The organism is Streptomyces spiroverticillatus (assembly GCA_014650415.1).
Taxonomy (GTDB): Bacteria; Actinomycetota; Actinomycetes; order Streptomycetales; family Streptomycetaceae; genus Streptomyces; species Streptomyces spiroverticillatus.
The window spans coordinates 462,709-486,089 of sequence record BMUX01000004.1 but is presented as its reverse complement, the minus strand read 5'-3'; the positions used below and the strand labels follow the sequence as shown (position 1 = coordinate 486,089).

General features: G+C 71.5%; 18 protein-coding genes. 16 read left to right on the top strand and 2 right to left on the bottom strand.

The annotated features are described in order from the left end of the window. Window positions 1–22: 22 nt before the first annotated feature. The 6 genes from IE269_RS13575 (at window position 23) to IE269_RS13550 (ending at window position 5,419) form a co-directional block, all read left to right on the top strand. A complete protein-coding gene (locus IE269_RS13575; RefSeq protein WP_229897615.1) occupies window positions 23–976 on the top strand; it encodes a heparin lyase I family protein in 954 nt (317 codons plus the stop codon). A 176-nt stretch (window positions 977–1,152) separates the two neighbouring features. Beyond that, window positions 1,153–2,496, top strand: a complete 1,344-nt coding sequence (locus IE269_RS13570; protein WP_189823132.1) for a carbohydrate-binding protein — start codon at window positions 1,153–1,155, stop codon at window positions 2,494–2,496. Window positions 2,497–2,708: 212 nt separating this feature from the next. Next, a complete protein-coding gene (locus tag IE269_RS13565) occupies window positions 2,709–3,098 on the top strand; it encodes a cell division protein SepF (protein ID WP_189823131.1) in 390 nt (129 codons plus the stop codon). Window positions 3,099–3,154: 56 nt separating this feature from the next. Next, the gene (locus IE269_RS13560) at window positions 3,155–4,309 is read left to right on the top strand and encodes an AAA family ATPase (RefSeq protein ID WP_189823130.1); all 1,155 of its coding nucleotides are present in this window, start codon (window positions 3,155–3,157) and stop codon (window positions 4,307–4,309) included. Window positions 4,310–4,413: 104 nt separating this feature from the next. Continuing rightward, window positions 4,414–4,749 carry a nucleotide pyrophosphohydrolase gene (locus tag IE269_RS13555; RefSeq protein WP_189823331.1) on the top strand — a complete coding sequence of 112 codons (336 nt, stop codon included), beginning with the start codon at window positions 4,414–4,416 and terminating at the stop codon, window positions 4,747–4,749. A gap of 133 nt (window positions 4,750–4,882) precedes the next feature. Then, window positions 4,883–5,419 carry a DUF6099 family protein gene (locus IE269_RS13550; RefSeq protein ID WP_189823129.1) on the top strand — a complete coding sequence of 179 codons (537 nt, stop codon included), beginning with the start codon at window positions 4,883–4,885 and terminating at the stop codon, window positions 5,417–5,419. Window positions 5,420–5,430: 11 nt separating this feature from the next. Here IE269_RS13550 and IE269_RS13545 read toward each other — a convergent pair whose 3' ends face one another. Then, entirely contained in the window at window positions 5,431–5,820 is a 390-nt protein-coding gene (locus IE269_RS13545; protein WP_189823354.1) for a hypothetical protein, read from the bottom strand. 246 nt (window positions 5,821–6,066) lie between these two features. On the opposite strand from IE269_RS13545, the gene IE269_RS13540 reads away from it, so the two are divergent. The 8 genes from IE269_RS13540 (at window position 6,067) to IE269_RS13505 (ending at window position 19,443) form a co-directional block, all read left to right on the top strand. Continuing rightward, entirely contained in the window at window positions 6,067–6,990 is a 924-nt protein-coding gene (locus IE269_RS13540; protein WP_189823128.1) for an LLM class F420-dependent oxidoreductase, read from the top strand. A gap of 77 nt (window positions 6,991–7,067) precedes the next feature. Next, window positions 7,068–7,976 (top strand): homocysteine S-methyltransferase, encoded by a 909-nt coding sequence (mmuM, locus tag IE269_RS13535; protein ID WP_189823127.1) that lies wholly within the window; start codon window positions 7,068–7,070, stop codon window positions 7,974–7,976. Window positions 7,977–8,080: 104 nt separating this feature from the next. After that, complete coding sequence (locus tag IE269_RS13530) at window positions 8,081–9,568, top strand: 3' terminal RNA ribose 2'-O-methyltransferase Hen1 (protein ID WP_189823126.1); 1,488 nt, start codon at window positions 8,081–8,083, stop codon at window positions 9,566–9,568. Beyond that, window positions 9,565–12,129, top strand: coding sequence for a polynucleotide kinase-phosphatase (locus tag IE269_RS13525; protein ID WP_189823125.1), 2,565 nt, complete (start codon window positions 9,565–9,567; stop codon window positions 12,127–12,129). The genes IE269_RS13530 and IE269_RS13525 overlap by 4 nt, the downstream gene beginning before the upstream one ends. A 179-nt stretch (window positions 12,130–12,308) precedes the next feature. Next, a complete protein-coding gene (locus tag IE269_RS13520; protein ID WP_189823124.1) occupies window positions 12,309–15,374 on the top strand; it encodes a DUF4132 domain-containing protein in 3,066 nt (1,021 codons plus the stop codon). A 155-nt stretch (window positions 15,375–15,529) separates the two neighbouring features. After that, window positions 15,530–16,762 carry an arginine deiminase gene (locus tag IE269_RS13515; RefSeq protein WP_189823123.1) on the top strand — a complete coding sequence of 411 codons (1,233 nt, stop codon included), beginning with the start codon at window positions 15,530–15,532 and terminating at the stop codon, window positions 16,760–16,762. 85 nt (window positions 16,763–16,847) lie between these two features. Continuing rightward, complete coding sequence (gene argF, locus IE269_RS13510) at window positions 16,848–17,891, top strand: ornithine carbamoyltransferase (RefSeq protein ID WP_189823122.1); 1,044 nt, start codon at window positions 16,848–16,850, stop codon at window positions 17,889–17,891. 142 nt (window positions 17,892–18,033) lie between these two features. Beyond that, a complete protein-coding gene (locus tag IE269_RS13505; protein ID WP_189823121.1) occupies window positions 18,034–19,443 on the top strand; it encodes an amino acid permease in 1,410 nt (469 codons plus the stop codon). Window positions 19,444–19,446: 3 nt separating this feature from the next. Here IE269_RS13505 and IE269_RS13500 read toward each other — a convergent pair whose 3' ends face one another. Next, a complete protein-coding gene (locus tag IE269_RS13500; RefSeq protein ID WP_229897614.1) occupies window positions 19,447–19,893 on the bottom strand; it encodes an ATP-binding protein in 447 nt (148 codons plus the stop codon). Window positions 19,894–20,129: 236 nt separating this feature from the next. Here IE269_RS13500 and IE269_RS13495 point away from each other — a divergent pair, with 236 nt between their 5' ends. Both IE269_RS13495 and IE269_RS13490 read left to right on the top strand, forming a co-directional pair. Next, complete coding sequence (locus IE269_RS13495) at window positions 20,130–20,957, top strand: enoyl-CoA hydratase family protein (protein ID WP_189823119.1); 828 nt, start codon at window positions 20,130–20,132, stop codon at window positions 20,955–20,957. A 95-nt stretch (window positions 20,958–21,052) separates the two neighbouring features. Then, window positions 21,053–23,344, top strand: a complete 2,292-nt coding sequence (locus IE269_RS13490; protein WP_229897670.1) for a bifunctional salicylyl-CoA 5-hydroxylase/oxidoreductase — start codon at window positions 21,053–21,055, stop codon at window positions 23,342–23,344. The last annotated feature ends 37 nt before the right edge of the window (window positions 23,345–23,381 follow it).

Here is a 23,381-nt window from a genome sequence, read left to right as displayed (position 1 = left end):
CACACCACCTTGAGGAGTCCCCATGCGAAAGCCGCTGGTCACACTCTCCTGCACACTCGGCCTCACCGGCTCCCTGCTGGCCACGGGATGTGCCGCGCAGACCGTCGACGCCTCGTCGCCACCGCAGGCCTCGTCCATCCGGCCCACCGAGCCGACCGTCCACTCCGACGCCACCCGCGCCCCCGTCTCGCCGACCCCCACGCGACCGGCCCGCACCCGGCCGGCGCCCCCTCCAGCCACCAAGAGCGCGGCACACCGGCCCCACAAGGCCCTGCTCGACGTCACCTACGAGAGCGGCACGCCCGATTCCGGAATACCGGGCCTGGCCGCCACCAACGCCACGGCCCCGGACGCCGCAGGCGTGATCAGCCCCGGCTCCGGCAGCCGCCGAGGCATCATGCACAAGGTGACACTGGGGGACGACGGTTACGTGTCCAACGGGGCGCCGCGCAGCGAGAGCGCCACCGACAGGGTGCCCGCGGGCCGCTTCCAGGTGGGCGACGAACGCCGTTACGAGTTCAGCGTCCTGCTCAAGGACTGGCAGGCGTACAAGGAGGGCGACCCGGTCTCGGGCGACATCCTCTTCCAGGCCAAGCCCGCCAACTCCAACCCGCCCTCCTTCTTCCTGAGCGCCCAACGGAACGCGATCCTCTTCCGCAACCCGGGCCTCGACCGGCAGACCCCGGTGGTGGCCGACTACCGCCCGTACATCGGCCGTTGGATGCGCTTTCGCATCGACGTGCGCTGGGCGGACGACGACACCGGCTACTACAAGGTGTCCGCCCTGCTCCCCGGCCAGAAGGCCTTCCAGCTGAAGAAGGTCTACACGCGCACCACGACCTGGCTGCCGGTCAACCCGTCCGAACACGGCTACCTCAAGTGGGGGCTGTACCGGCCGGATTCGAGCCTTGAGCGGGGCTGCGTGAAGACCCGGATCGTCCACCACGACAACATCCGCGTCACCGAGCTGCCCTGAGCGCGCACCGGTCGGTCGCCGGGCCCGCGTTCCGCCCGCGAGGGTGGCTCGAGGGGCCCGGCACGTGGCGCATTCCCGACCCCATAACACGGACCGAGGGGGCAACTGGCAGCTCCCTCACCGAGGTTGTCTAGTCCTATGGTCTCGGTACCCACCTGAGACCGAGGAGATCCCCCATGCTCCACAGACACGCCAAGGCGGCCTGTGCCGCTTTCGCCGCGGTCGGTGCGCTCGTGCTGGCCGGATTACCGGGTTCCGCAAACGCCGCTCCGTCCACCGCCGCGGAGACCCTGGGCGTCGGCCAGGCGTCCCCCGAACTGCTCCGCGCCATGCAGCGCGACCTCGGCGTCACCGCCGGACAGGCCAGGGCGCGGCTCGCCAACGAGGCCGAGGCCGGTGCCGTCGCGGGCCGCCTGCAGAACGCGCTGGGCCGGGACTTCGCCGGCGCCTGGGTGCAGGGTGCCGACTCCGCCACGCTCATGGTCGCCACCACCGATGCCGCCGATGTCCGCTCCATCAGGGCACTGGGCGCCCGTGCCCTGGTCGTACAGCACACTCTGAAGCAGCTCGACGCCACCCTTGCGCAGCTCGACAAGGCCGCTGCCGGTGCCGCTGCGACAGCGGTGCCCGTGCGCTACGTGGACGTCAGGGCGAACAAAGTGACGCTCCAGGCGCGGAGCCAAAACGAGGCACAGGCGCTGGTGACAGCGGCGGGGGTGGACGCGACCGCCGTAAAGTACGAGAAGTCCGTGCAGCAGCCGCGTCCGCTGTACGACATACGCGGCGGCGACGCCTACTACATGAACGGCAGCGGACGCTGCTCCGTCGGCTTCGCCATCACCCGCGGCACTCAGCAGGGCTTCGCCACGGCCGGGCACTGCGGCCGGGCCGGAACCACCACCACCGGCTACAACCAGGCCGCCCAGGGCTCCTTCCAGGCCTCCACCTTCCCCGGCCGCGACACCGCCTGGGTCGCCACCAACGCCAACTGGACCTCGACGCCCAACGTCGCAGGCAGCAACGTGCAGGTGGCCGGCTCCACACAGGCCGCCGTGGGCGCCTCCGTCTGCCGCTCCGGTTCCACCACCGGCTGGCACTGCGGCACCATCCAGCAGCACAACACCAGCGTGACGTACCCCGAAGGCACCATCAGTGGTGTCACGCGTACGACAGTGTGCGCCGAGCCCGGTGACTCCGGCGGCTCCTTCATCTCCGGCAGCCAGGCCCAGGGCGTCACCTCCGGCGGCTCCGGCGACTGCCGCTCCGGCGGGACCACGTTCTACCAGCCGATCAACCCCCTGCTCCAGGGGTACGGTCTGACCCTCAAGACCACCACGGACCCCGGTCCAGGTCCCGGCCCGGGCCCGGGTGAGCCCGGTGGGACCTGGGCCGCGGGCACCGTCTACGCCACCGGCGCGCAGGTGACGTACGGCGGAGCCACGTACCGCTGCCTCCAGGGGCACCAGGCACAGCCGGGGTGGGAGCCCCCGAACGTGCCCGCCCTGTGGCAGCGCGCATGACCGCTTCGTACGCGTAGGGGAGTGCTTGTACGCGCATGAGGCGTGAGAACAGTGGTCCGGCACCGAGCGTCACGGTGTCGGACCACTGTGCTGATGGCAGCCCTCGGGCAGGTGCGACAGATCCCGTTCCGTACCGTGTCGCTGGTAGGCCGTACGGGTGAGGGGCGTCAGAATTGCCGGATGCAGATACAGCGCGCGGGTGGGGTGGTCCGGTGAGCAGGTATGACGTCACCGACGAGCAGTGGGAAGGGCTCGCCCAGGTCGTACCGCTGCGCAGCCGCAACGAGTGGCCGTCCAGAACCGACCACCGCACGGTGCCCCAGGGGTACGAGGAGGTCGAGCAGCGGCGCATGGTCGTGCTGCGGGTGCAGGTGTTCTCGGACGCCCGGGAGGTCGCCGAGTACCTGATCGCGCAGATTCCGGTGCTCCTCGACCTGACCAGCGCGGAGACGGATGTGGCCAAGCGCATCCTGGACTTCAGCAGCGGTGTGGTCTTCGGGCTCGGCAGCGGCATGCACCGGGTGGACCGCAATGTCTTCCTGCTCGCCCCCGTCGGCATGGAGGTCGAGGGCGTCGAGGCGGCCGCCGTCCCCCGTTCGTAGGAAGGCCGTACAGGCGTAACGGTTCGTCATCGATGCGGATGCATAGCGTCCGCATCATGACTGTGCCTTCGCCCTTACGCCCGCCCGTCCCCCTCCGCCCGCACCGCCCCACGGTCACCGAACTCAGGCTCTCCGCCTTCGGCCCGCACCGGGGCGCGGTCTTCCCGCTCGGCCCGCTGACCTTCTTCGCGGGGCCGAGCGGGAGCGGCAAGACGACCGTCCTGGAGATGTACGACGCCCTGGCCCGCCTGGGTGCGGGGGACGTCCTCGACGAGGTGTTCCCCGATCCGTCCGCCCGCGTCCCCGAGACCGCGCTCCCCGACGAACAGGGCAGACGCGGCTTCCGGATCGGCTGCACCGTCGACGGCCCCGCCGGACCCGTACGGCTGGATCTGGCCGTTCAGGCGGAGCCGGAACTCCGCATCGTCAGCGAACGTTTGACGTGCGAGGGGAGGGAACTCCTGACCACCGTGCTGCGCGACCCCCGCCGGCGCACGGTGCAGGCCGCCTGGCACACGGCGGGTGCGGTGTCCGTGACGCGCGCACCGCTGCCCGACGACCGGCTGGCCACGGCACTCCTGCCGCTGCGCGTGGCCGGCCGCACCGACGGCGAGAGGCAGGTGCTGGCCGCCGCCGAACAGGTGCTCGTCGCGCTGCGCTCGGTGTACGTGTGCGACCCGCAGCCCCAGCGGATGCGGGCACCGGTGCCGGTGGAGGAGGCACTGCTGCGCCGGGGCTGCGACAACCTGGCCGCGGTCTTGCGCCGTACGGGCAAGGAGTGCGGGATCCGGTACGGGGCGCTCGTCGCGGCGGCGAAGGAGGGGTGCGCGGGCCGGGTGGAGGGCCTGGCGACGGAAGATCTGGCGGGGCGGACGGTGCGCGCGGTGCTGGACCGGGGCGCGCGCGGGGTGACGCCCGTCGGGCGGCTCGGCGACGGGGAACTGCGGTACCTGGCGTTCGCGCTCGTCCTGCTCACCGGGCCGGAGGTGCTGGACATGGCGTACGTCGCCGAGGTGCCGGACGCGTACCAGGCGCTCGCGGTGCTGGCCGACGGGTTCGACCGGGGGCTGGACGCCCGGCAGGCGCGGGCGCTGGGGGAATTGGCCGGGAGGATGTGCGCGCGGGGGCACATCAGGCTCGTCGGCACCGTGTCGGACGCCTCGGGCGTGCGCGGGGTGGAGGGGGCGGCGGTGGTAGACCTGGGGGCGTGAACGACGAGGCGAGGACGGTGGCGGGCGTGGACGGTGTGCGGGGCGCGGGCGGTTCGGGCGCGGGCGTGGACGTGGCGGCCGCGGCGGCGGGGGCGGTGCCCGATGTGGCGGCGCTCCAGCGGCGGCTGGTCGAGTTCGCCGCGGCCCGCGACTGGGGGCCGTACCACACGCCCAAGAACCTGGCCGCGGCGCTGAGCGTCGAAGCCTCCGAACTCGTCGAGATCTTCCAGTGGTTGACGCCCGAGCAGTCCGCCCGCGTGATGGAGCAGCCCGAGTCCGCGCACCGCGTCGCCGACGAGGTCGCGGACGTGCTGGCCTATCTGCTGCAGTTCTGCGAGGTCCTGGGGATCGATCCGCTGGCGGCGCTCGCCGCCAAGATCGAGCGGAACGAGACGCGGTTTCCCGTCCCGGAAAGCGGAGTTCGTCACTCTTCGGAGTGACGACGATGTCCACAACCGCTTGAGTGTCCACAGATTTCCGCATAGCCCTGGCTTTCCGGGCCCGTTCCCCTCACTCTGGGTAGTGAATTGAGGAGTGAGTGGGACGGCAGCGGGACGGTAACGGGGGTGGCTGATGGACGCGGTGAGACTCGTCAGGGTCAGCAGACACGCGCTGGCGCAGAGCCAGGCGTCGCTGGAGATCCTCACGGAGGCGTGGCAGGCGCAGGCGCTGACCCAGGCGATCGGCGGGATGCTGGCCGTCAAGGGACCGCCGGAGCTCCGGGGCGAGGCGCAGGGCCTCAGCGAGGCGGGCGGCCGGGGGTGCGGGACGATCGACTGGCCGACGCTGAGCACCGGCGGTCAGGAGAGGTCCGGCTTAGGCGTCGGGCAACCTCCCGATCCCGGGCCGAGGGCCGCACGCCTCACCGAAGTCCCCGATGCGCGGGGCGCGTTGGACGAGCTCGGCGGGTTGCTGGGGGAGGTGGGCATCGCACTGGTCGGGGTCGCCTGTGCCGCCGACGAGGGTGGTTTCTACTGGCAGACGATCGAGGCGATCGACGCCGCCGACGAGTCGAACGACCGGGTGCGCGGACTGCTGCGCCGGCTCACGGTGTGGGAGAACGGCAGACTGCAGGGCGCGGCCCATGACTCGGCGGCGGGGCCGTCATGACCCTGGTCCGGTCAGTAGGACCGGCCGAGGTCGCCGGGGCGACGCTCGTCGTAGCGGCCCTCCACGGGCCGGTCGCTCACATACTGGCCGCTTCCGTACTGACCGTCTCCGTACCGGCTGTCGCCGTACGAGGAGTCTTTGGGCCGGCTTTCGCCGTAGCGGCCCTCGTCGTGGCGGCCGTCGCGTTCCTCCCGGTGGCTCTCGGTGGTGGAAGCGTTGGTCGACGGGCGGTCGCCCGTGGTCTGGAGATCGGCGTCGAGCTGCGACAGGTCGGCGGTGAGCGCCGCCATCAGTTCCTCCATCTGCTGCAACAGGCCCTTCGGGGCGGCCTGCTGGCCCGGTACGGACTGCGGTACCGGATTCGCGGACGCGGCCTGTTCGGGCACGGCTTCCTGGGACATGGCGGCCTCCTCGGCCCAGGCCCTCCCGCTGGGGGAGGGCGGTGTTGCTATCAACGCCCCGACAACGGTCGTCGGCGCGCGGGCCGGGCTGTCCGGCTCCGCCCGAGCAAACGAGTGCTGGGATCACCGGTCACTGACACGGCAGTGCGAGGACCCCCACGAGGACGAATTTTCACCCGACCGGGCAGATGGGGGACAGATGAGGCCAACGGGGTTGACGGCAGTTCGAAGGTGCAGGATGAAGTCATGGATCTTCGCATCTTCACCGAGCCCCAGCAGGGGGCGAGCTACGAGAAACTGCTGACCGTCGCCAAGGCCACCGAGGACCTCGGCTTCGACGCCTTCTTCCGCTCCGACCACTACCTGGCCATGGGATCGGCCGACGGACTCCCCGGCCCCACCGACGCCTGGATCACCCTGGCCGGACTGGCCCGGGAGACCAAGCGCATCCGGCTCGGGACGCTCATGACCGCGGGTACGTTCCGGCTTCCCGGAGTGCTGGCCATCCAGGTCGCGCAGGTCGACCAGATGTCGGGCGGCCGAGTCGAACTGGGCCTGGGCGCAGGCTGGTTCGAGGAGGAGCACAAGGCGTACGGCATCCCCTTCCCCAAGGAGAAGTTCGCCAGGCTGGAGGAGCAACTGGCCATCGTGACGGGGCTGTGGGAGACGGAAGCCGGCAAGACCTTCAGCTACGAGGGGACCCACTACCAGCTCACCGACTCACCCGCACTGCCCAAGCCCGCCCAGGCCAAGGTGCCGGTGCTGATCGGGGGACACGGCGCGGTGCGCACACCCCGGCTGGCCGCGCAGTACGCCGACGAGTTCAACATCCCCTTCGCCTCGCTCGACGACACCGCCCGGCAGTTCGGCCGGGTCAGGGCGGCGGCCGAGGCGGCCGGACGGAAGTCGGGCGACCTGGTGTACTCCAACGCGCTGGTGGCGTGCGTGGGCAAGGACGACAACGAAGTGGCCCGCCGGGCGGCGGCCATCGGACGGGAGGTGGACGAACTCAAGGCCAACGGACTCGCGGGCTCGCCCGCCGAAGTGGTGGACCGGATCGGACGGTTCGCGGAGATCGGCTCCTCCCGGGTGTACCTCCAGATGCTGGACCTGGACGACCTCGATCACCTGGATCTGATCTCCTCGCAGGTGCTGTCCCAGCTGAACTGACGGATGCCGGTGCGCCTGCACCGTTCCCCGTCTGCTTTGTCTGGCTTGTTCGCCTTGTCCGCCTTGCAGGAGTCACCGTGAAACCCACCCGCACGCTCGCCGCCGCGCTCGCCGGGGAGACCCTCGTCCTCGACGGAGGGCTCTCCAACCAGTTGGAGGCGCAGGGCTGCGACCTCACCGACGCACTCTGGTCGGCCAGGCTGCTCGCGGACGCCCCCGAGCAGATCGAGGCGGCGCACGCGGCGTACGTGCGGGCGGGGGCCCGGGTGCTGATCACCTCCAGCTACCAGGCGACCCACGAGGGGTTCGCCCGGCGGGGCGTCGGCCGGGAGGAGGCCTCGGAGCTGCTGCGGCGCAGCGTCGCGCTGGCCCGCGCGGCGGCACAGGGCGCGGAACACCCCGTGTGGGTGGCGGCCTCGGTCGGGCCGTACGGGGCGATGCTCGCGGACGGCAGTGAGTACCGGGGACGGTACGGGATGTCGGTGGCGGAGCTGGAGCGGTTCCACCGGCCGCGCATCGAGGCCCTGGCGGAGGCGGGCCCCGACGTCCTGGCGCTGGAGACGGTGCCGGACGCCGAGGAGGCCGAGGCGCTGCTGCGTGCGGTCGAAGGATGCGGGGTGCCGGTCTGGCTGACGTACAGCATCGAAGGCGACGGGACGCGGGCCGGCCAGCCGCTGGGGGAGGCGTTCGCCCTGGCGGCGGGCAACGAGCAGGTGATCGCGGTCGGCGTGAACTGCTGCGAGCCCGGTGACGTCGACCGGGCGGTGGAGATTGCCGCCCGGGAGACCGGCAAGCCGGTCGTCGTCTATCCCAACAGTGGGGAGGAGTGGGACGCGGCAGGGCGCGGCTGGCGGGGCGAGGGCACCTTCGACGCCGGCCGGGTGCGGGGCTGGGAGGCGAACGGGGCGCGACTGGTCGGCGGGTGCTGCCGGGTCGGGCCGGAGCAGATCGCCGGGCTGGCGGCGGGAGTGGGGCGGCGGGGCTGAGTCGGCTGGGCTGGGCCGGGGCCCCGGACGTGGGGCGGCGGGGCTGGGCTGCGGCCTGCTAAAACCCGTGGTCGGAGCGGGCGAACCGGGTGATACTCGGACGTGTGTTCATGACGATCAGTACCACCGGAACCCCGGAACGCCCCGCTACCGACCTCGGATTCCTGCTGCACAAGCATCCCGACCGGAAGCAGTCGTTCCCCACCTCCCACGGCACGGCGCACGTCCTCTACCCCGAGGCGAGCGCCGAGCGCTGCACGGCCGCGCTGCTCCTGGAGGTCGATCCGGTGGCGCTCGTGCGGCGCGGCAAGGGCAAGGGCCGTGGCGGCTCGCCCGACCTGGCGCTCGCACAGTACGTCAACGACCGCCCCTACGCCGCGTCGTCGCTGCTCGCGGTGGCGCTGAGCAGCGTCTTCAAGAGCGCCCTGCACGGGGTGTGCAACGCCCGCCCGGAGCGCGCCGAGCAGCCGATGCCGCTGCGCATCGAGGTGCCCGCGCTGCCCGCGCGCGGCGGTGCGGACCTGGTGCGCAAGCTGTTCGCGCCGCTGGGCTGGAGCACCGTCGAGGCGGTGCCCGTACCGCTGGACGCGCAGTTCCCGGAATGGGGCGACTCCCGCTACGTACAACTGACGCTGGAGGGAGAGCTGCGGCTGGCGGAGGCGCTGCGGCACCTGTACGTACTGCTGCCGGTGCTCGACGACTCCAAGCACTACTGGGTCTCGCCCGACGAGGTCGACAAGCTGCTGCGGGCCGGAGAGGGCTGGCTGGCCTCGCACCCCGAGCAGAAGCTGATCACCACCCGCTACCTGTCGCGCCGTTGGGGGCTCACCCGGCAGGCGACCCAGCGACTGGAACTGGCACGGCTCGCGGACGCCGACGACATCGCCGTCGAGGAGATCGACAACGCGGTGGCTGAGGAGACCGAGACTGCGGAACGGCCGACACCGCTCGCCGAGCAGCGCCGTGAGGCGATCCTCGGTGCGCTGCGGGCGGCCGGGGCCGGCCGGGTGCTCGACCTGGGCTGCGGGCAGGGCCAGTTGGTGCAGGCGCTGCTCAAGGACGTGAAGTTCACCGAGATCGTCGGCGTCGACGTGTCCGTGCGCGCGCTCACCATCGCCTCCCGGCGGCTCAAGCTGGACCGGATGGGCGAGCGGCAGGCCGAGCGCGTCTCGCTGCTGCAGGGCTCGCTGACGTACACCGACAAGAGGTTGACCGGTTACGACGCCGCCGTGCTCAGTGAGGTCATCGAGCACCTGGACCTGCCGAGGCTGCCCGCGCTGGAGTACGCGGTGTTCGGGTCCGCGCGGCCGCGCACGGTGATCGTGACGACGCCGAACGTCGAGTACAACGTCCGCTGGGAGACCCTGCCGGCCGGGCACGTGCGGCACGGTGACCACCGCTTCGAGTGGACGCGGCAGGAGTTCCGCGACTGGGCGGGCAAGGTGGCCGAACGGCACGGGTACGGCGTCGAGTTCGTACCCGTCGGGCCGGACGACGCGGAGGTGGGGCCGCCCACGCAGATGGCGGTCTTCACCAGGGTCACGCCGGACGACAAGCACACCGAGAACGTGAAGGAGGTGAAGGTCGCATGAGCACCACCGCCGAAGCAGCACCGAGCACCACCGCACCGCGCAGGCTCCCGGTCACCGACCTGTCGCTCGTCGTACTGATCGGAGCCACCGGTTCCGGCAAGTCGACCTTCGCGCGCAGGCACTTCAAGCCCACCGAGGTCATCTCCTCCGACTTCTGCCGGGGCCTGGTCGCCGACGACGAGAACGACCAGAGCGCCAGCCGCGACGCCTTCGACGTCCTGCACTACATCGCGGGCAAGCGCCTGGAGGCCGGACGGCTCACCGTCGTCGACGCCACCAGCGTGCAGTCCGAGAGCCGCAAGCAGCTCGTCCAGCTCGCCAGGAAGTACGACGTCCTGCCGATCGCCATCGTCCTGGACCTGCCCGAAGAGGTCTGCGCGGCCCGCAACGCCGAGCGTCCCGACCGGGCCGGCATGCCCCGCCACGTCATCCAGCGGCACAAGCGCGAACTGCGCCGCTCGCTGCGCGGACTGGAGCGCGAGGGCTTCCGCAAGGTGCACATCCTGCGCAGCGTCGAGGAGGTCGACGCGGCGGAGATCGTCCTGGAGAAGCGCTACAACGACCTCACCCACCTCACCGGCCCCTTCGACATCATCGGTGACATCCACGGGTGCCGTTCGGAGCTGGAGACGCTGCTGCAGAAGTTGGGCTACGAGGACGGGGCGCACCCCGAGGGACGTACCGCTGTCTTCGTCGGCGACCTCGTCGACCGGGGCCCGGACAGCCCCGGAGTGCTGCGCCGCGTCATGGGAATGGTGGCTTCCGGAAACGCGCTGTGCGTGCCCGGGAACCACGAGAACAAGCTCGGACGTTGGCTCAAGGGAAGGAACGTCCAGCACACCCACGGACTCGCCGAAACCATCGAGCAGTTGGAGAAGGAGGAGGACAGCTTCAAGGAAGAGGTCAAGGACTTCATCGACGGCCTGGTCAGCCACTACATCCTCGACGGCGGCAACCTCGTCGTCTGCCACGCCGGGCTGCCCGAGAAGTACCACGGGCGCACCTCGGGGCGCGTGCGCTCCCACGCGCTGTACGGGGACACCACCGGCGAGACCGACGAGTTCGGCCTGCCCGTCCGCTACCCGTGGGCCGAGGACTACCGGGGCCGCGCGGCCGTCGTGTACGGGCACACGCCCGTTCCGAACACCTCCTGGATCAACAACACCATCTGCCTGGACACCGGCGCGGTGTTCGGCGGGAAGATGACCGCGCTGCGCTGGCCGGAGCGCGAACTCGTCGACGTACCGGCCGAGAAGGTCTGGTACGAACCGGTCAAGCCGCTGCTCACCGAGGCACCCGGCGGGCACGACGGGCGTCCGCTGGACCTCGCCGACGTCGCCGGGCGGCGGGTCGTGGAGACCCGCGAGCACGGCCGGGTCGCGGTCCGCGAGGAGAACGCGGCGGCGGCGCTCGAAGTCATGAGCCGGTTCGCCGTGGACCCGCAGCTGCTGGTCTACCTGCCGCCGACGATGGCCCCAACGGGCACGTCCAAGGTGGACGGCTACCTGGAGCACCCCGCCGAGGCGTTCGCGCAGTACAGGGCGGACGGCGTGGCGAAGGTCGTGTGCGAGGAGAAGCACATGGGCTCGCGGGCCGTGGTCCTGGTCTGCCGCGACGCGGACGCGGCCAGGGAGCGGTTCGGTGCGGACGGCCCCACGGGGGTCGTGCACACGCGCACCGGGCGGCCGTTCTTCGACGACGCGACGGTGAGCGAACTGGTGCTGGCCAGGCTGCGGACCGCCGTGGACGAGGCGGGCCTGTGGGAGGAACTCGACACCGACTGGCTGCTGCTCGACGCCGAGCTGATGCCGTGGTCGCTGAAGGCGTCCGGGCTGCTGCGCCAGCAGTACGCCGCCGTGGGCGCCGCGTCCGGCGCGGTGTTCCCCGGTGCGGTCGCCGCCCTGGAGGCCGCCGTGGCGCGCGGCGTCGAGGGGGCGGACGAACTGCTGGCCAAGCAGCGGGAACGGGCCGCCGACGCGGGGCTGTTCACCGAGGCGTACCGGCGGTACTGCTGGCCGACGCAGGGGCTGGACGGGGTGCGGCTCGCCCCGTTCCAGCTGCTGGCCGTACAGGGGCGCTCGCTGGCCGGCGTTCCGCACGACCGCCAACTGGCCTGGCTGGACCGGCTGGTGGAGCACGACCCGACCGGGCTGCTGCACACCACCCGACGGCTGGTCGTCGACACCGGCGACGAGGCGTCCGTGCAGGCCGGAATCGACTGGTGGCTGGAGATGACCGGGCGGGGCGGCGAAGGCATGGTCGTCAAGCCGCTCGACGCGCTGGTGCGCGACGGCAAGGGACGGCTCGTGCAGCCGGGCATCAAGGTGCGCGGACGCGAGTACCTGCGGATCATCTACGGTCCCGAGTACACCAGGCCGGAGCAGCTGGCGAAGCTGCGGGAACGGTTCCTCGGGCACAAGCGGTCGCTGGCGCTGCGCGAGTACGCACTCGGCCTGGAGGCGCTGGTGCGGCTGGCCGAGGGCGAGCCGCTGTGGCGGGTCCACGAGGCGGTGTTCGCGGTGCTGGCGCTGGAGTCGGAGCCGGTGGACCCGAGGCTCTGAACCGCCGCCCGGTTTGCTTCCGAACGCTTCCCACCTGCGGAAACGGGCTGTGGGCAGGGCGTTGTCAGTGCTGCCTCGTAAGGTGTGATCACTCGCTCGAACCGGGCGGGTGATCACACCTCGTGTGGTTCCGTGCGGGACCGCCCGGGGAGGCACAACGACGCACGGGGGTGCACGTCATGGGGGAGCAGGAGAACTGGAAGCCGCTCGGCGGTTACGAGGTCACGCTCGACGTGTACGCGGAACCGGCCCCGCAGATCCGCTGCCGCAACGCCTCCGGGCGCGAGCTGAAGAAGCTGCCGCCCGCACTGAAGAAGGAGGACGCGGTCCTCGAACTGGCCGCGCTGGGCGACTGGCTGGCCGACCACGCCGCCGACGCCCGCACCCGGGTCGAGACCTGGATGGCCCGCTCCCTGCCCGTACCCGCGGCGCTGGTCCGCGCCGTGTGGAGCGACCCGTACTGGCAGCGCGCCCTGCGGTACGCGGTCGTGGCCCCGTACTCCGACAGCGACTTCGGGCGGGCCGGACTGCTCACCGGCATCGGACCGGACGACGCCCTCCACGTGGTCTCGCCCGAGGGCGAGTTCACCCTCGCCGACCCGCTCCTGGCCTTCCCGCACCCCGTGCTCCTCGACCCGCGCGGCAGCGGACGCCTCGACCAGTGGCTCGACCTGCTCGACACCTACGGCGGCGAGCAGCACATCGAGCAACTGCACCGCACGGTCTGGGTGCGCCCCGACGCCACCCCGGGACACCGCGACCCCAAGCGGTACGGCATCGCCGCCTTCCGGGACGGCGACTACTCCAACGGCGCCCGCTTCGAACGCGTCATCACCCCGCACGGCGGCCGCATCAGCGGGGAGACCGCCCACTTCTCCGTCCCCGTCGCCGGACGCGCGTACGGCATGCAGCTCGACCTGCGCTACCAGGGCCCCGAGTCTCCGGTCTCCGTCAACCACTGCTACTGGGACGGCGCCCGCGACCGCACCGGCCTCGGTGCGTACGACACGGTGCCCCGCGTCGCCTGGTCCGAGGGCTTCCGGGTGCTCGCCGAGATCTACGACCAGCACGACGACCCCTACAACGGGGCGTCCGCGCGCACCCCGATGCCCGCCGACTCCACCGCCGCCTACCAGGAGTTCCTGGTGGCCTGCGCCGCGTACGCGGCCACGGGCCCCGCGCCCGCCGACCCGCCGGCGCCGCCGGTCGAGCGCGCGGCCGACGGGCAGTTGCTCCGCCAAGGGGCCGTGCTGAGCGCGCAGGACGCGGCGGACGACGGGCAGGAGCCGTTGACGGCGCGCCGCTATGCCTGTGGCTGGTTCGACGACGGGCACCGCCTGGTGCGGCTCGTGACCGCCCGCGCCGGCCTCGCGGAGGACGTCGTCGCGAGCGCCCTCGGCCTGACCCCCGAGGGCGCAGACGGCGATGTGGTGGGGCGGGTGCACAAGGAGCCCCGCGGTTTCCTCGCCCGGGTCTGCACCGCGCACCCCGGACTGGCCCGCGAGGCGATGGCGCTGCTCACCCCGCTGCGCAAGTGCGCCGAACTGGCGCCCGCGAAGCCGGGCCGGGCCGCCGACCAGTTCACCAAGGCCGCCACCAAGGCCACCGGGCACTGCCCCGCCCTGCTGCCGTACGCCCTGGACGAAGCCGTCCGGGTGGTCGCGGGAGCGGGCAGCGCGGCCATGGCCCGACCGCTGTTCACGGCGGCACGCGCGGCCGAACGGGGGCTGGGCGGGCCGGTGGACGACGACGCGCGGCAGGCCCTGATGGAAGAGTTCGTCGGGTTGGGGGCCGTCACCGTCAAGGAACTCACCGCCCACCGGCAGGAAGTCGCCGCCCGCATCTCGGACGCGCAGGGCACGGCGTGCTACCGCAGCCTCGTGCTCGCCTGGTGCCGGTCCGGCCGGGAACTCCCCGACGCCTTCGCCGCCGAACTGACCCGCGGGGCGGGCGGAGCGCTGCCCGCCGACGACACGCACACCGAGATCCTCGAAGCCCTGCTGCGAGGCGGAGCCATGGACAAGTGCGCTCCCGCCGTCTGGGACGCGTGGCAGCCGGTACTGCGCAGGCTGCTCGCGGAGGACCCGGAGGCGGTGGTGCCTGCCCTGCTGAAGACCGTGTCCGTGGCGCGCGGCAAGACCGCGGCCAAGATCTCCCAGGCGGCCGGAGCGTGGCTGACGTACCTCCAGGACGTCGGCGTCCTGCAACGGCTCACCGGGGAGAGCGAGCCCCTGCCGCTCGCCGACACGCACCGGTGGCTGACCCGGTTCCTGCACGGGTACGCCGAGATGGCGCTGCCGGTGGCCGGGCTGGACGGCGTCCTCGCCGCGATCGCCGGGCGGACCCGCACGGCGGGCGGGACCCGCGACCCGTGGGAGGGGACCCGGCGGCGCGGTGCGCGCATCGGGCAGGTGGGGCTGCGGCTGGACCTGGCGGTTGCGCTGGTCCGGGCGGGCATGCCGTTGGCCGAGCCGGAGGGGACCGGGTGGCGCCGCATGCACCTGGTGGAGTGGATCGCGGATCACGGCACGGACGAGGTCGCCGTCCTCCTCGACGAACCCGTCTTCCGTGAGCGGATCCTCAACGAGCTGACCCTGCCGGCCCGCGAAGACCTGCACTTCGCGGGCGGACGGCACGAACTGGCCGTCTTCCCGCAGGCGGCGGCGCGGCTGGTGGAATGCGCGCCGCTGCGGGAGTGGGCGACAGCACTGCTGGAGGGGCAGGTGCGGCGGCTCGGCGAGGGCGCCAGGGACGCGCTGCCGGCGTTCCAGGAGCTGATCCAGCACGTCGAACCGTTCGTGCTGGGCGGGGCGGCGGAGCCGTTCGCGGCGGCGGTGCGCACCGCGCTCGACACCGACCTGGCCCAGGTGCTGGCGCAGACCGTCGCCACCCGGTGCGCGGACACCACGCACAAGACGGAGGGCGACGAGGACGCCGGTGCGGCCTGCCCGGTCCAGAGGCTGACCGGCGAGCGGGCCGGAGAGCTGCTGGCCTCGGTGGGCGAGGAACTGAGGGCACTGTGCGCCTCGGACTTCGACAAGGCGCCCGCACAGCGCATCGGCCGCTACCTCAAGCTGGACGACCCGCGCCTCCAGGAACTGCTGGAGTCCCTGGTCGAGCGGCACCTGCCGGGGCTGTCCGACCACTGGTGCCGCCGGCGGTTCGACGGGGCGCTGACCTCGGTGATCGCCTGCGAGGTGTGGCAGCGGAGCCTGCGCATACCCGCGCAGGCGCTGGAGGGGTGACGCGCGGGGCGCGGTGTGCGGGGTCGGGTGGGGGTTCCGGGCAGCGTTCGGGGGCGGGTTCCGGGTCGGGTGCGGGGGCGGGCAGGACGCGACGTGTTCGATGCGGAGGCGGTGTTCGACGGGTGAAGCGGGGTCCGGGCGGTCAGGATTGGGCCATGGGATTCCATGTCGACTCCGAGACCGGGCGGCTGCGCCGCGTCATCCTCCACCGACCCGACCTCGAACTGAAGCGCCTCACGCCCAGCAACAAGGACGCACTCCTCTTCGACGACGTGCTCTGGGTCCGCCGGGCGCGGCAGGAGCACGACGGGTTCGCGGACGTGCTGCGCGACCGGGGAGTCGAGGTGCACCTCTTCGGCGACCTCCTCACCGACGCCCTGGAACTGCCGGAGGCGAGACGGCTCGTACTGGACCGGGTCTTCGACGAGAAGGAGTACGGGCCGCTCGCCACCGACCACCTGCGGGCCGCGTTCGACGAACTGCCCGCCGCCGAACTCTGCGAGGCACTGGTCGGCGGCATGACCAAGCGGGAGTACCTGGAGCGGTACCCGGAGCCGGCCTCGGTGCGCTTCCACGTCATGGACCTGGACGACTTCCTCCTGGGACCGCTGCCCAACCACCTCTTCACCCGCGACACCTCCGCCTGGATCTACGACGGGGTGTCCATCAACGCGATGCGCTGGCCCGCCCGGCAGCGCGAGACGGTGCACTTCGAGGCGATCTACAAGCACCACCCCCTGTTCACCGGGCCGGAGGCGGGCAGCTTCCACACCTGGTCGCAGGGGCAGAGCGACTACCCGTCCACCATCGAGGGCGGCGACGTCCTGGTCATCGGCAACGGGGCCGTCCTCATCGGGATGAGCGAGCGCACCACACCGCAGGCGGTGGAAATGCTGGCCAGAGGGCTGTTCGCGGCCGGATCAGCGCAGACGATCGTGGCGCTCGACATGCCCAAGCGCCGGGCCTTTATGCATCTTGACACCGTCATGACCATGGTCGACGGCGACACCTTCACCCAGTACGCGGGGCTCGGCATGCTCCGCTCGTACACGATCGAACCCGGCGTCGGCGAGCGCGAACTCAAGGTCACCGACCACCCGCCGGAGCACATGCACCGTGCGATCGCCGCCGCCCTCGGCCTGGACTCCGTCCGCGTCCTGACCGCCACCCAGGATGTGCATGCGGCCGAACGCGAACAGTGGGACGACGGCTGCAACGTCCTCGCGGTCGAGCCGGGCGTCGTCGTCGCCTACGAAAGGAACGTGACCACCAACACCCACCTGCGGAAACAGGGCATCGAAGTGATCGAGATCCGGGGCAGCGAGCTGGGCAGGGGACGCGGCGGACCGCGCTGCATGAGCTGTCCGATCGAACGTGAGGCCGTATAGTGATGCGCTTCCATGTATATAGTTTCAGTGTTCGCGCGGTCGATCCTGCCCGCGCAGTCCGCCAGTCGCCCCCTGGAGCGTCCCCATGACGTCATTTCTCGAAGGCCGCCACTCCCTGAAGGGCCGCCACTTCCTCAAGGAAGTCGACTTCAGCGCCGCGGAGTTCCGCGGACTGATCGACCTCGCCGCCGAACTCAAGGCGGCGCGGAAGAACGGCACCGAAGTGCAGTGGCTGCGCGGTCGCAACATCGCGCTGATCTTCGAGAAGACGTCCACCCGTACGCGCTGCGCCTTCGAGGTCGCCGCCGCCGACCAGGGGGCGTCGACCACCTACCTCGACCCCGCGGGCTCGCAGATCGGACACAAGGAGTCGCCCAAGGACACCGCCCGGGTGCTCGGCCGGATGTTCGACGGCATCGAGTACCGCGGCGACGCCCAGGCGACGGTCGAGGAACTGGCCGAACACGCCGGAGTGCCGGTCTTCAACGGCCTCACCGACGACTGGCACCCCACTCAGATGCTCGCCGACGTGCTCACCATGACCGAGCACAGCGACAAGCCCCTGGAGCGCATCGCCTTCGCCTACCTCGGCGACGCCCGCTTCAACATGGGCAACTCCTACCTGGTCACCGGCGCCCTCCTCGGCATGGACGTGCGGATCGTCGCCCCGCGCGCCTACTGGCCCACCGAGGAGGTCGTCGACCAGGCCCGCAAGCTCGCCGAGGAGAGCGGGGCCCGCATCACCCTCACCGAAGAGGTCGAGGAGGGCGTGCGCGGCGCGGACTTCGTCGTCACCGACGTCTGGGTGTCCATGGGCGAGCCCAAGGAGGTCTGGGCCGAGCGCATCGAGGCGCTGGCCCCGTACGCCGTGACCATGGACGTGCTGCGCGCCACCGGCAACCCGGACGTGAAGTTCCTGCACTGCCTGCCCGCCTTCCACGACCTCGGCACCAAGGTCGGCCGCGAGATCCACGAGCAGTACGGCCTGACCTCCCTCGAAGTCACCGACGAGGTCTTCGAGTCCGCACACTCCGTCGTCTTCGACGAGGCCGAGAACCGGCTGCACACCATCAAGGCAGTGCTGGTCGCGACGCTGGCCGACGTTGCGGCGAACGGGCCGACTGAATAGCAATACGCCCGATTGGGTGAATATGCAGTGCAGTGGTTACCATTGCGGTGCTTGATGGGGTTCGGGCGCACATGCCCGGACCCCATTTGCTTTGTCGCAATTTGCTTTGCCACACAGGCACCAGAGATGAGAACCACCCCCCATGCAACGCATCAAGTCACCCGACCTCCTCGTCGCCGAATCCGGCGCTGACCTGGAGGGACATGGCCTGAAGCGCACCATGGGGCTCTTCCAGCTGGTCTGCTTCGGCGTCGGCGCCATCGTCGGCACCGGCATCTTCGTCGGCCTCTCCGACAGCGTCGCCGAAGCCGGTCCCGCTGTTGTCGTCTCCTTCGTCCTGGCCGCGATCACCTGCATCTTCACCGCGTTCTCCTTCGCCGAGCTGGGCGGCGCGATCCCGGTCTCCGGCAGCTCGTACTCCTTCGCCTACGCCACCCTCGGCGAGCGCATCGCCTTCCTGGTGGGCTGGTGCCTGCTCCTTGAGTACGGCATCTCGGTCTCGGCCGTCGCCGTCGGCTGGGGCCAGTACCTCAACGAACTCCTCAACAGCCTCGTCGGCTGGCAGCTCCCCGCCGCGCTCTCCAGCCCGCCCGGCGACGGCGGCGTCGTCAACATCCCGGCCGTCGTCGTGATGCTGCTCGCCGCACTGCTGCTGGTGCGCGGCATCCGCGAGAGCGCCCGCGCCACCGCCGTGATGGCCGTCGTGAAGATCGCCGTACTCATCCTGTTCTGCGCGATCGCCTTCACCGCGTTCAACTCCGACAACCTCTCGCCGTTCGCCGCACACGGGCTGATGGGCGTCACGTCCGGGGCGTCCGTCGCGTTCTTCTCGTACATCGGCTTCGACGCGATCACCACCGCCGGTGAAGAGGTCAAGAACCCGCGCAAGAACATCCCTCTCGCGATCATGATCTGCATCGGAGTGGTCACGCTGCTCTACTGCCTGGTCGCGGTCGCCGCCATCGGCGCCATGTCCGCCGACGACGTCGCCTCCAAGCCCGCCGCGCTCTCCCTGATCGTCAACAAGGTCACCGACTCCACCCTCGGCGGCGGCATCATCGCCTTCGGCGCGGTCGTCGCCATCGCGTCCGTCGTGCTCGCCGTGATGTACGGGCAGACCCGCATCCTGATGTCGATGTCCCGCGACGGCCTCATCCCGCGGATCTTCGAACGCATCTCGCCGAAGACCTCGACGCCCGTCGCCAACACCTGGATCGTCGCCGCCGTGTTCGCGATCCCGGCGGCGGTCGTGCCGCTCGACGTCGTCATGAACCTCACGACCATCGGCACCCTCGCCATCATGGCCGTCGTCAACATCGCCGTCATCGCGCTGCGCCGCCGCAACCCGGACCTCCAGCGGTCCTTCCGGGTGCCGCTCTTCCCGGTCCTGCCGGCGCTGGGCGTGCTGTTCTGCCTCTACCTGATCTACGGAACGGGCTGGCGGACGTGGCTCCAGTTCGGCGCGTTCCTCGTGGTCGGGGCGCTGGTGTACGGGCTCTACGGGCGCCGGCACTCGCGGCTGGGGGCGGCGGAGGGCAGGGCTGAGGGCTGAGGGTCAGTGCGGTGCGGGGAGGCGGAACCAGACCGCCTTGCCCGAATCCGTACGCCGGTGTCCGCAGTCCGAGCTGAGGGTGCGGATCAGCAGCAGCCCGCGGCCGTGTTCCTGCCAGGGGTCCGGGCACTGGTCGGCCTCGGAGGACTCCAGGTTGCCGGGCGGGCCGGGATCCCCGTCGTGCACCTCGACCTGGCAGCCCGTCGGCAGCAGCTCCACCACCAGCTCGATGGGGGTGGAGCCGCTGGTGTGCTCGACGGCGTTCGCCACCAGCTCGGCGGTCAGCAGCTCGGCCGTGTCGCTGTCCGCGGCCGGAGCCTCCAGTTCCGCCAGTGCCGTACGGATCAGGGCGCGCGCCATCGGCACCGCGGCCGGTGAGTGCGGCAGCTCGATGCGCCAGGAGGCGGGGCCGGGGGCGGGGCCGGAGAGGGGGCCGGTGGCAGGGGGCAAGGCGAGGTCCGTTCGGGGAGCAGATTTCCTGCTTTCAACGGTACGAAGCGAAAGCCTGTTCCAGTAGGGCCGCTCGCCGCGAACGGATGGGACCTGCGCCACAGTCCTACGGGACCTTGGGCGCGCGAGCTGCCGATTCCCCATCCCGCGCGCTCCGGCTATCGCGTACTCGTGACGGGAGTCACGGACCGGTGATAGCTTCGAAGGACTGGCACCGGCACCGGGAGGCTGCGCCCATGAGCCCGTTCCTCAGCTCCGCCCAGCGCACCGAGAAGTGGCGCCATCTGCGGCTGACCCTCGACGAGGGGGTCGCCACCGTCACCCTCGCCCGCCCGGACAAGCTGAACGCGCTGACCTTCGGCGCATACGCCGACCTGCGCGACCTCCTCGCCGAACTCGCCCGGGAGCGCTCCGTGCGCGCGCTGGTGCTGGCGGGGGAGGGGCGCGGATTCTGCTCCGGCGGCGACGTGGACGAGATCATCGGGGCCACCCTGTCCATGGACACCGCGCAGCTCCTCGACTTCAACCGGATGACGGGACAGGTCGTACGGGCGCTGCGCGAATGCCCGTTCCCGGTGATCGCGGCCGTGCACGGGGTGGCGGCGGGGGCGGGGGCCGTCCTCGCGCTCGCGGCGGACTTCCGGATCGCCGACCCGACGGCCAAATTCGCCTTCCTCTTCACCAAGGTCGGACTGTCCGGCGGCGACATGGGCGCCGCCTATCTGCTGCCCCGGGTCGTGGGCCTCGGGCACGCCACCCGGCTGCTGATGCTCGGCGAGCCGGTGCGCGCGCCGGAGGCGGAGCGGATCGGACTGCTCAGCGAGCTGACCGAGGAGGGCGAGGCCGACGCCCGCGCCGCCGCACTGGCCCGGCGACTCGCCGACGGCCCCGCCCTGGCGCTCGCCCAGACCAAGGCCCTGCTCACCGCCGAACTCGACATGCCGCTCGCGGCCTCCATCGAGATGGACGCCGCCACCCAGGCGTTGCTGATGAACGGCGAGGACTACGCCGAATTCCATGCGGCGTTCACGGAGAAGCGGGCACCGAAGTGGCGGGGGCGGTGACGGTGACCAGCACTTCCGGGGGCCCCCTCCCCCCCTCCCCCCACCCACCCACCCCCTCCCCTCCCACCCCCTCCGCCTCCCTCCCCCCACTCCGCATCGCCGTCGTCGGCGGTGGCCCCGGCGGGCTCTATGCCGCAGCCCTGCTCAAGCGGCTCGACCCGCGCCGTGAGGTCACGGTCTGGGAGCGCGGCGCACCCGACGACACCTTCGGGTTCGGGGTCGTCCTCTCCGACGAGACCCTCGGCGGCATCGAGCACGCCGACCCGGAGGTGTACCGGGCGCTCACCGCCGAGTTCGTCCGCTGGGACGACATCGACGTCGTGCACCGCGGCCGACGCCTCACCTCCGGCGGTCACGGGTTCGCCGCCCTCGGCCGGCGCAGGCTCCTGGAGATCCTGCACGCCCGCTGCCGCTCCCTCGGCGTCGACCTCCGCACCCGTACCGAAGCCCCGCCCACCGCCGAACTGTCCACCGCGTACGACCTGGTGATCGCCGCCGACGGGGTGCACAGCCTCACCCGGCAGGCCCACGCCGACGTCTTCGGGCCCCGCATCACCTCCCACCGCTGCCGCTACATCTGGCTCGCCGCCGACTTCGCCTTCGACGCCTTCCGTTTCGAGATCGCGGAGACCGAGCACGGTGTGATGCAACTGCACGGCTACCCGTACGCCGAGGACTCCTCGACCGTCATCGTCGAAATGCGTGAGGAGGTCTGGCGGGCCGCCGGGCTCGACGCCTGCGACGAGGCCGAGTCCATCGAACGCTGCGCCAAGATCTTCGCCGACGCACTCGGCGGACATGCGCTCAAGGGCAACAACTCCTCCTGGATCGCCTTCCGCACCGTCGTCAACGACCGCTGGGCGCACGGCAACACCGTCCTGCTCGGCGACGCCGCGCACACCGCCCACTTCTCCATCGGCTCCGGCACCAAGCTCGCCGTCGAGGACGCCCTCGCGCTCGCCGCCTGCATCGAGGAACAGCCCGACCTGCCCACCGCCCTCGCCGCGTACGAGACCGAGCGCCGGCCCGTCGTCGAGTCGACGCAGCGGGCGGCCGCCGCCAGCCTGCGCTGGTTCGAGGACCTGGCCGGATACGTCCACCAGCCGCCCCGGCAGTTCGCCTTCAACCTCCTCACCCGCAGCCGCCGCGTCACCCACGACAACCTGCGCCTGCGCGACAGCGCCTTCACCGAGGCCGTCGCGGCGGACTTCGGCTGCCCCTCGCCCGACACCCCACCGATGTTCACCCCCTTCCGGCTGCGCGACCTGACCCTGCGCAACCGCGTCGTCGTCTCACCCATGGACATGTACTCCGCCGAGAACGGCGTCCCCGGCGACTTCCACCTCGTCCACCTCGGCTCCCGCGCCCTCGGCGGGGCGGGACTGGTCATGACCGAAATGGTCTGCGTCAGCCCCGAGGGCCGCATCACCCCCGGCTGCACCGGCCTCTACACCCCCGAACAGGCCACCGCCTGGCGGCGGATCACCGACTTCGTGCACCGGCAGAGCCCTGGCACCGCCATCGGCGTCCAACTCGGCCACTCCGGCCGCAAAGGCTCCACCAAACTGATGTGGGACGGCATCGACCAGCCGCTCGACGCAGCCGACACCGAGGCCAACTGGCCCCTCGTCGCGCCCTCCCCGCTGCCCTACCAACCCGGCGTCAACCAGGTCCCGGCCCAGCTCGACCGCTCCGGACTCATCGACATCCGCGAGCAGTTCGCCGCCTGCGCCTGGCGCGCCGCCCGCTGCGGCTTCGACCTCCTCGAACTCCACTGCGCCCACGGCTACCTCCTCTCCAGCTTCCTCTCCCCCCTCACCAACCGGCGCACCGACGCCTACGGCGGAACCCTCGCCCGGCGCCTGCGCTTCCCCCTCGAAGTCTTCGACGCCGTCCGCGGCATTTGGCCTGACGGCAAACCCCTGACCGTCCGCGTCTCCGCCACCGACTGGGCCGAGGGCGGCACCACCGAGGAGGAGGCCGTCGAGATCGCCCGTGCCTTCGTGGACCACGGCGCCGACGCCATCGACGTCTCCACCGGCCAGGTCGTCTCCGACGAAGCCCCCGAGTTCGGCCGCAGCTACCAGACGCCGTACGCCGACCGCATCCGCAACGCCCTCGGTGTCCCCGTGATCGCAGTCGGCGCGATCTCCTCCTGGGACGACGTCAACTCCCTGCTCCTCGCGGGCCGCGCCGACCTCTGCGCCCTCGCCCGGCCCCACCTCTACGACCCGCACTGGACCCTGCACGCCGCCGCCGAACAGGACTACTCCGGCCCCGGCGCACCCTGGCCGCTCCCGTACCGGGCCGGCAGCCGCAAGCCCCCGACCGGCCGCACCGACGGCCCCAAACCCCGGCTCAGCCTGCACAGTCCGAAACCGGTGTGAGAGCGGCCGGCCCGGTGCGAGCCGGTCCGTCCCCGCC

Bases quoted from the DNA above. Each gene is read 5' to 3' on its own strand.
- IE269_RS13560 (WP_189823130.1), top strand. From the start codon at position 3,155: ATGACTGTGCCTTCGCCCTTACGCCCGCCCGTCCCCCTCCGCCCGCAC.
- IE269_RS13505 (WP_189823121.1), top strand. From the start codon at position 18,034: ATGCAACGCATCAAGTCACCCGACCTCCTCGTCGCCGAATCCGGCGCT.
- IE269_RS13540 (WP_189823128.1), top strand. From the start codon at position 6,067: ATGGATCTTCGCATCTTCACCGAGCCCCAGCAGGGGGCGAGCTACGAG.
- IE269_RS13515 (WP_189823123.1), top strand. From the start codon at position 15,530: ATGGGATTCCATGTCGACTCCGAGACCGGGCGGCTGCGCCGCGTCATC.
- IE269_RS13545 (WP_189823354.1), bottom strand. From the start codon at position 5,820: ATGTCCCAGGAAGCCGTGCCCGAACAGGCCGCGTCCGCGAATCCGGTA.
- IE269_RS13570 (WP_189823132.1), top strand. From the start codon at position 1,153: ATGCTCCACAGACACGCCAAGGCGGCCTGTGCCGCTTTCGCCGCGGTC.
- IE269_RS13495 (WP_189823119.1), top strand. From the start codon at position 20,130: ATGAGCCCGTTCCTCAGCTCCGCCCAGCGCACCGAGAAGTGGCGCCAT.
- IE269_RS13520 (WP_189823124.1), top strand. From the start codon at position 12,309: ATGGGGGAGCAGGAGAACTGGAAGCCGCTCGGCGGTTACGAGGTCACG.
- IE269_RS13550 (WP_189823129.1), top strand. From the start codon at position 4,883: ATGGACGCGGTGAGACTCGTCAGGGTCAGCAGACACGCGCTGGCGCAG.
- IE269_RS13575 (WP_229897615.1), top strand. From the start codon at position 23: ATGCGAAAGCCGCTGGTCACACTCTCCTGCACACTCGGCCTCACCGGC.
- argF (WP_189823122.1), top strand. From the start codon at position 16,848: ATGACGTCATTTCTCGAAGGCCGCCACTCCCTGAAGGGCCGCCACTTC.
- IE269_RS13525 (WP_189823125.1), top strand. From the start codon at position 9,565: ATGAGCACCACCGCCGAAGCAGCACCGAGCACCACCGCACCGCGCAGG.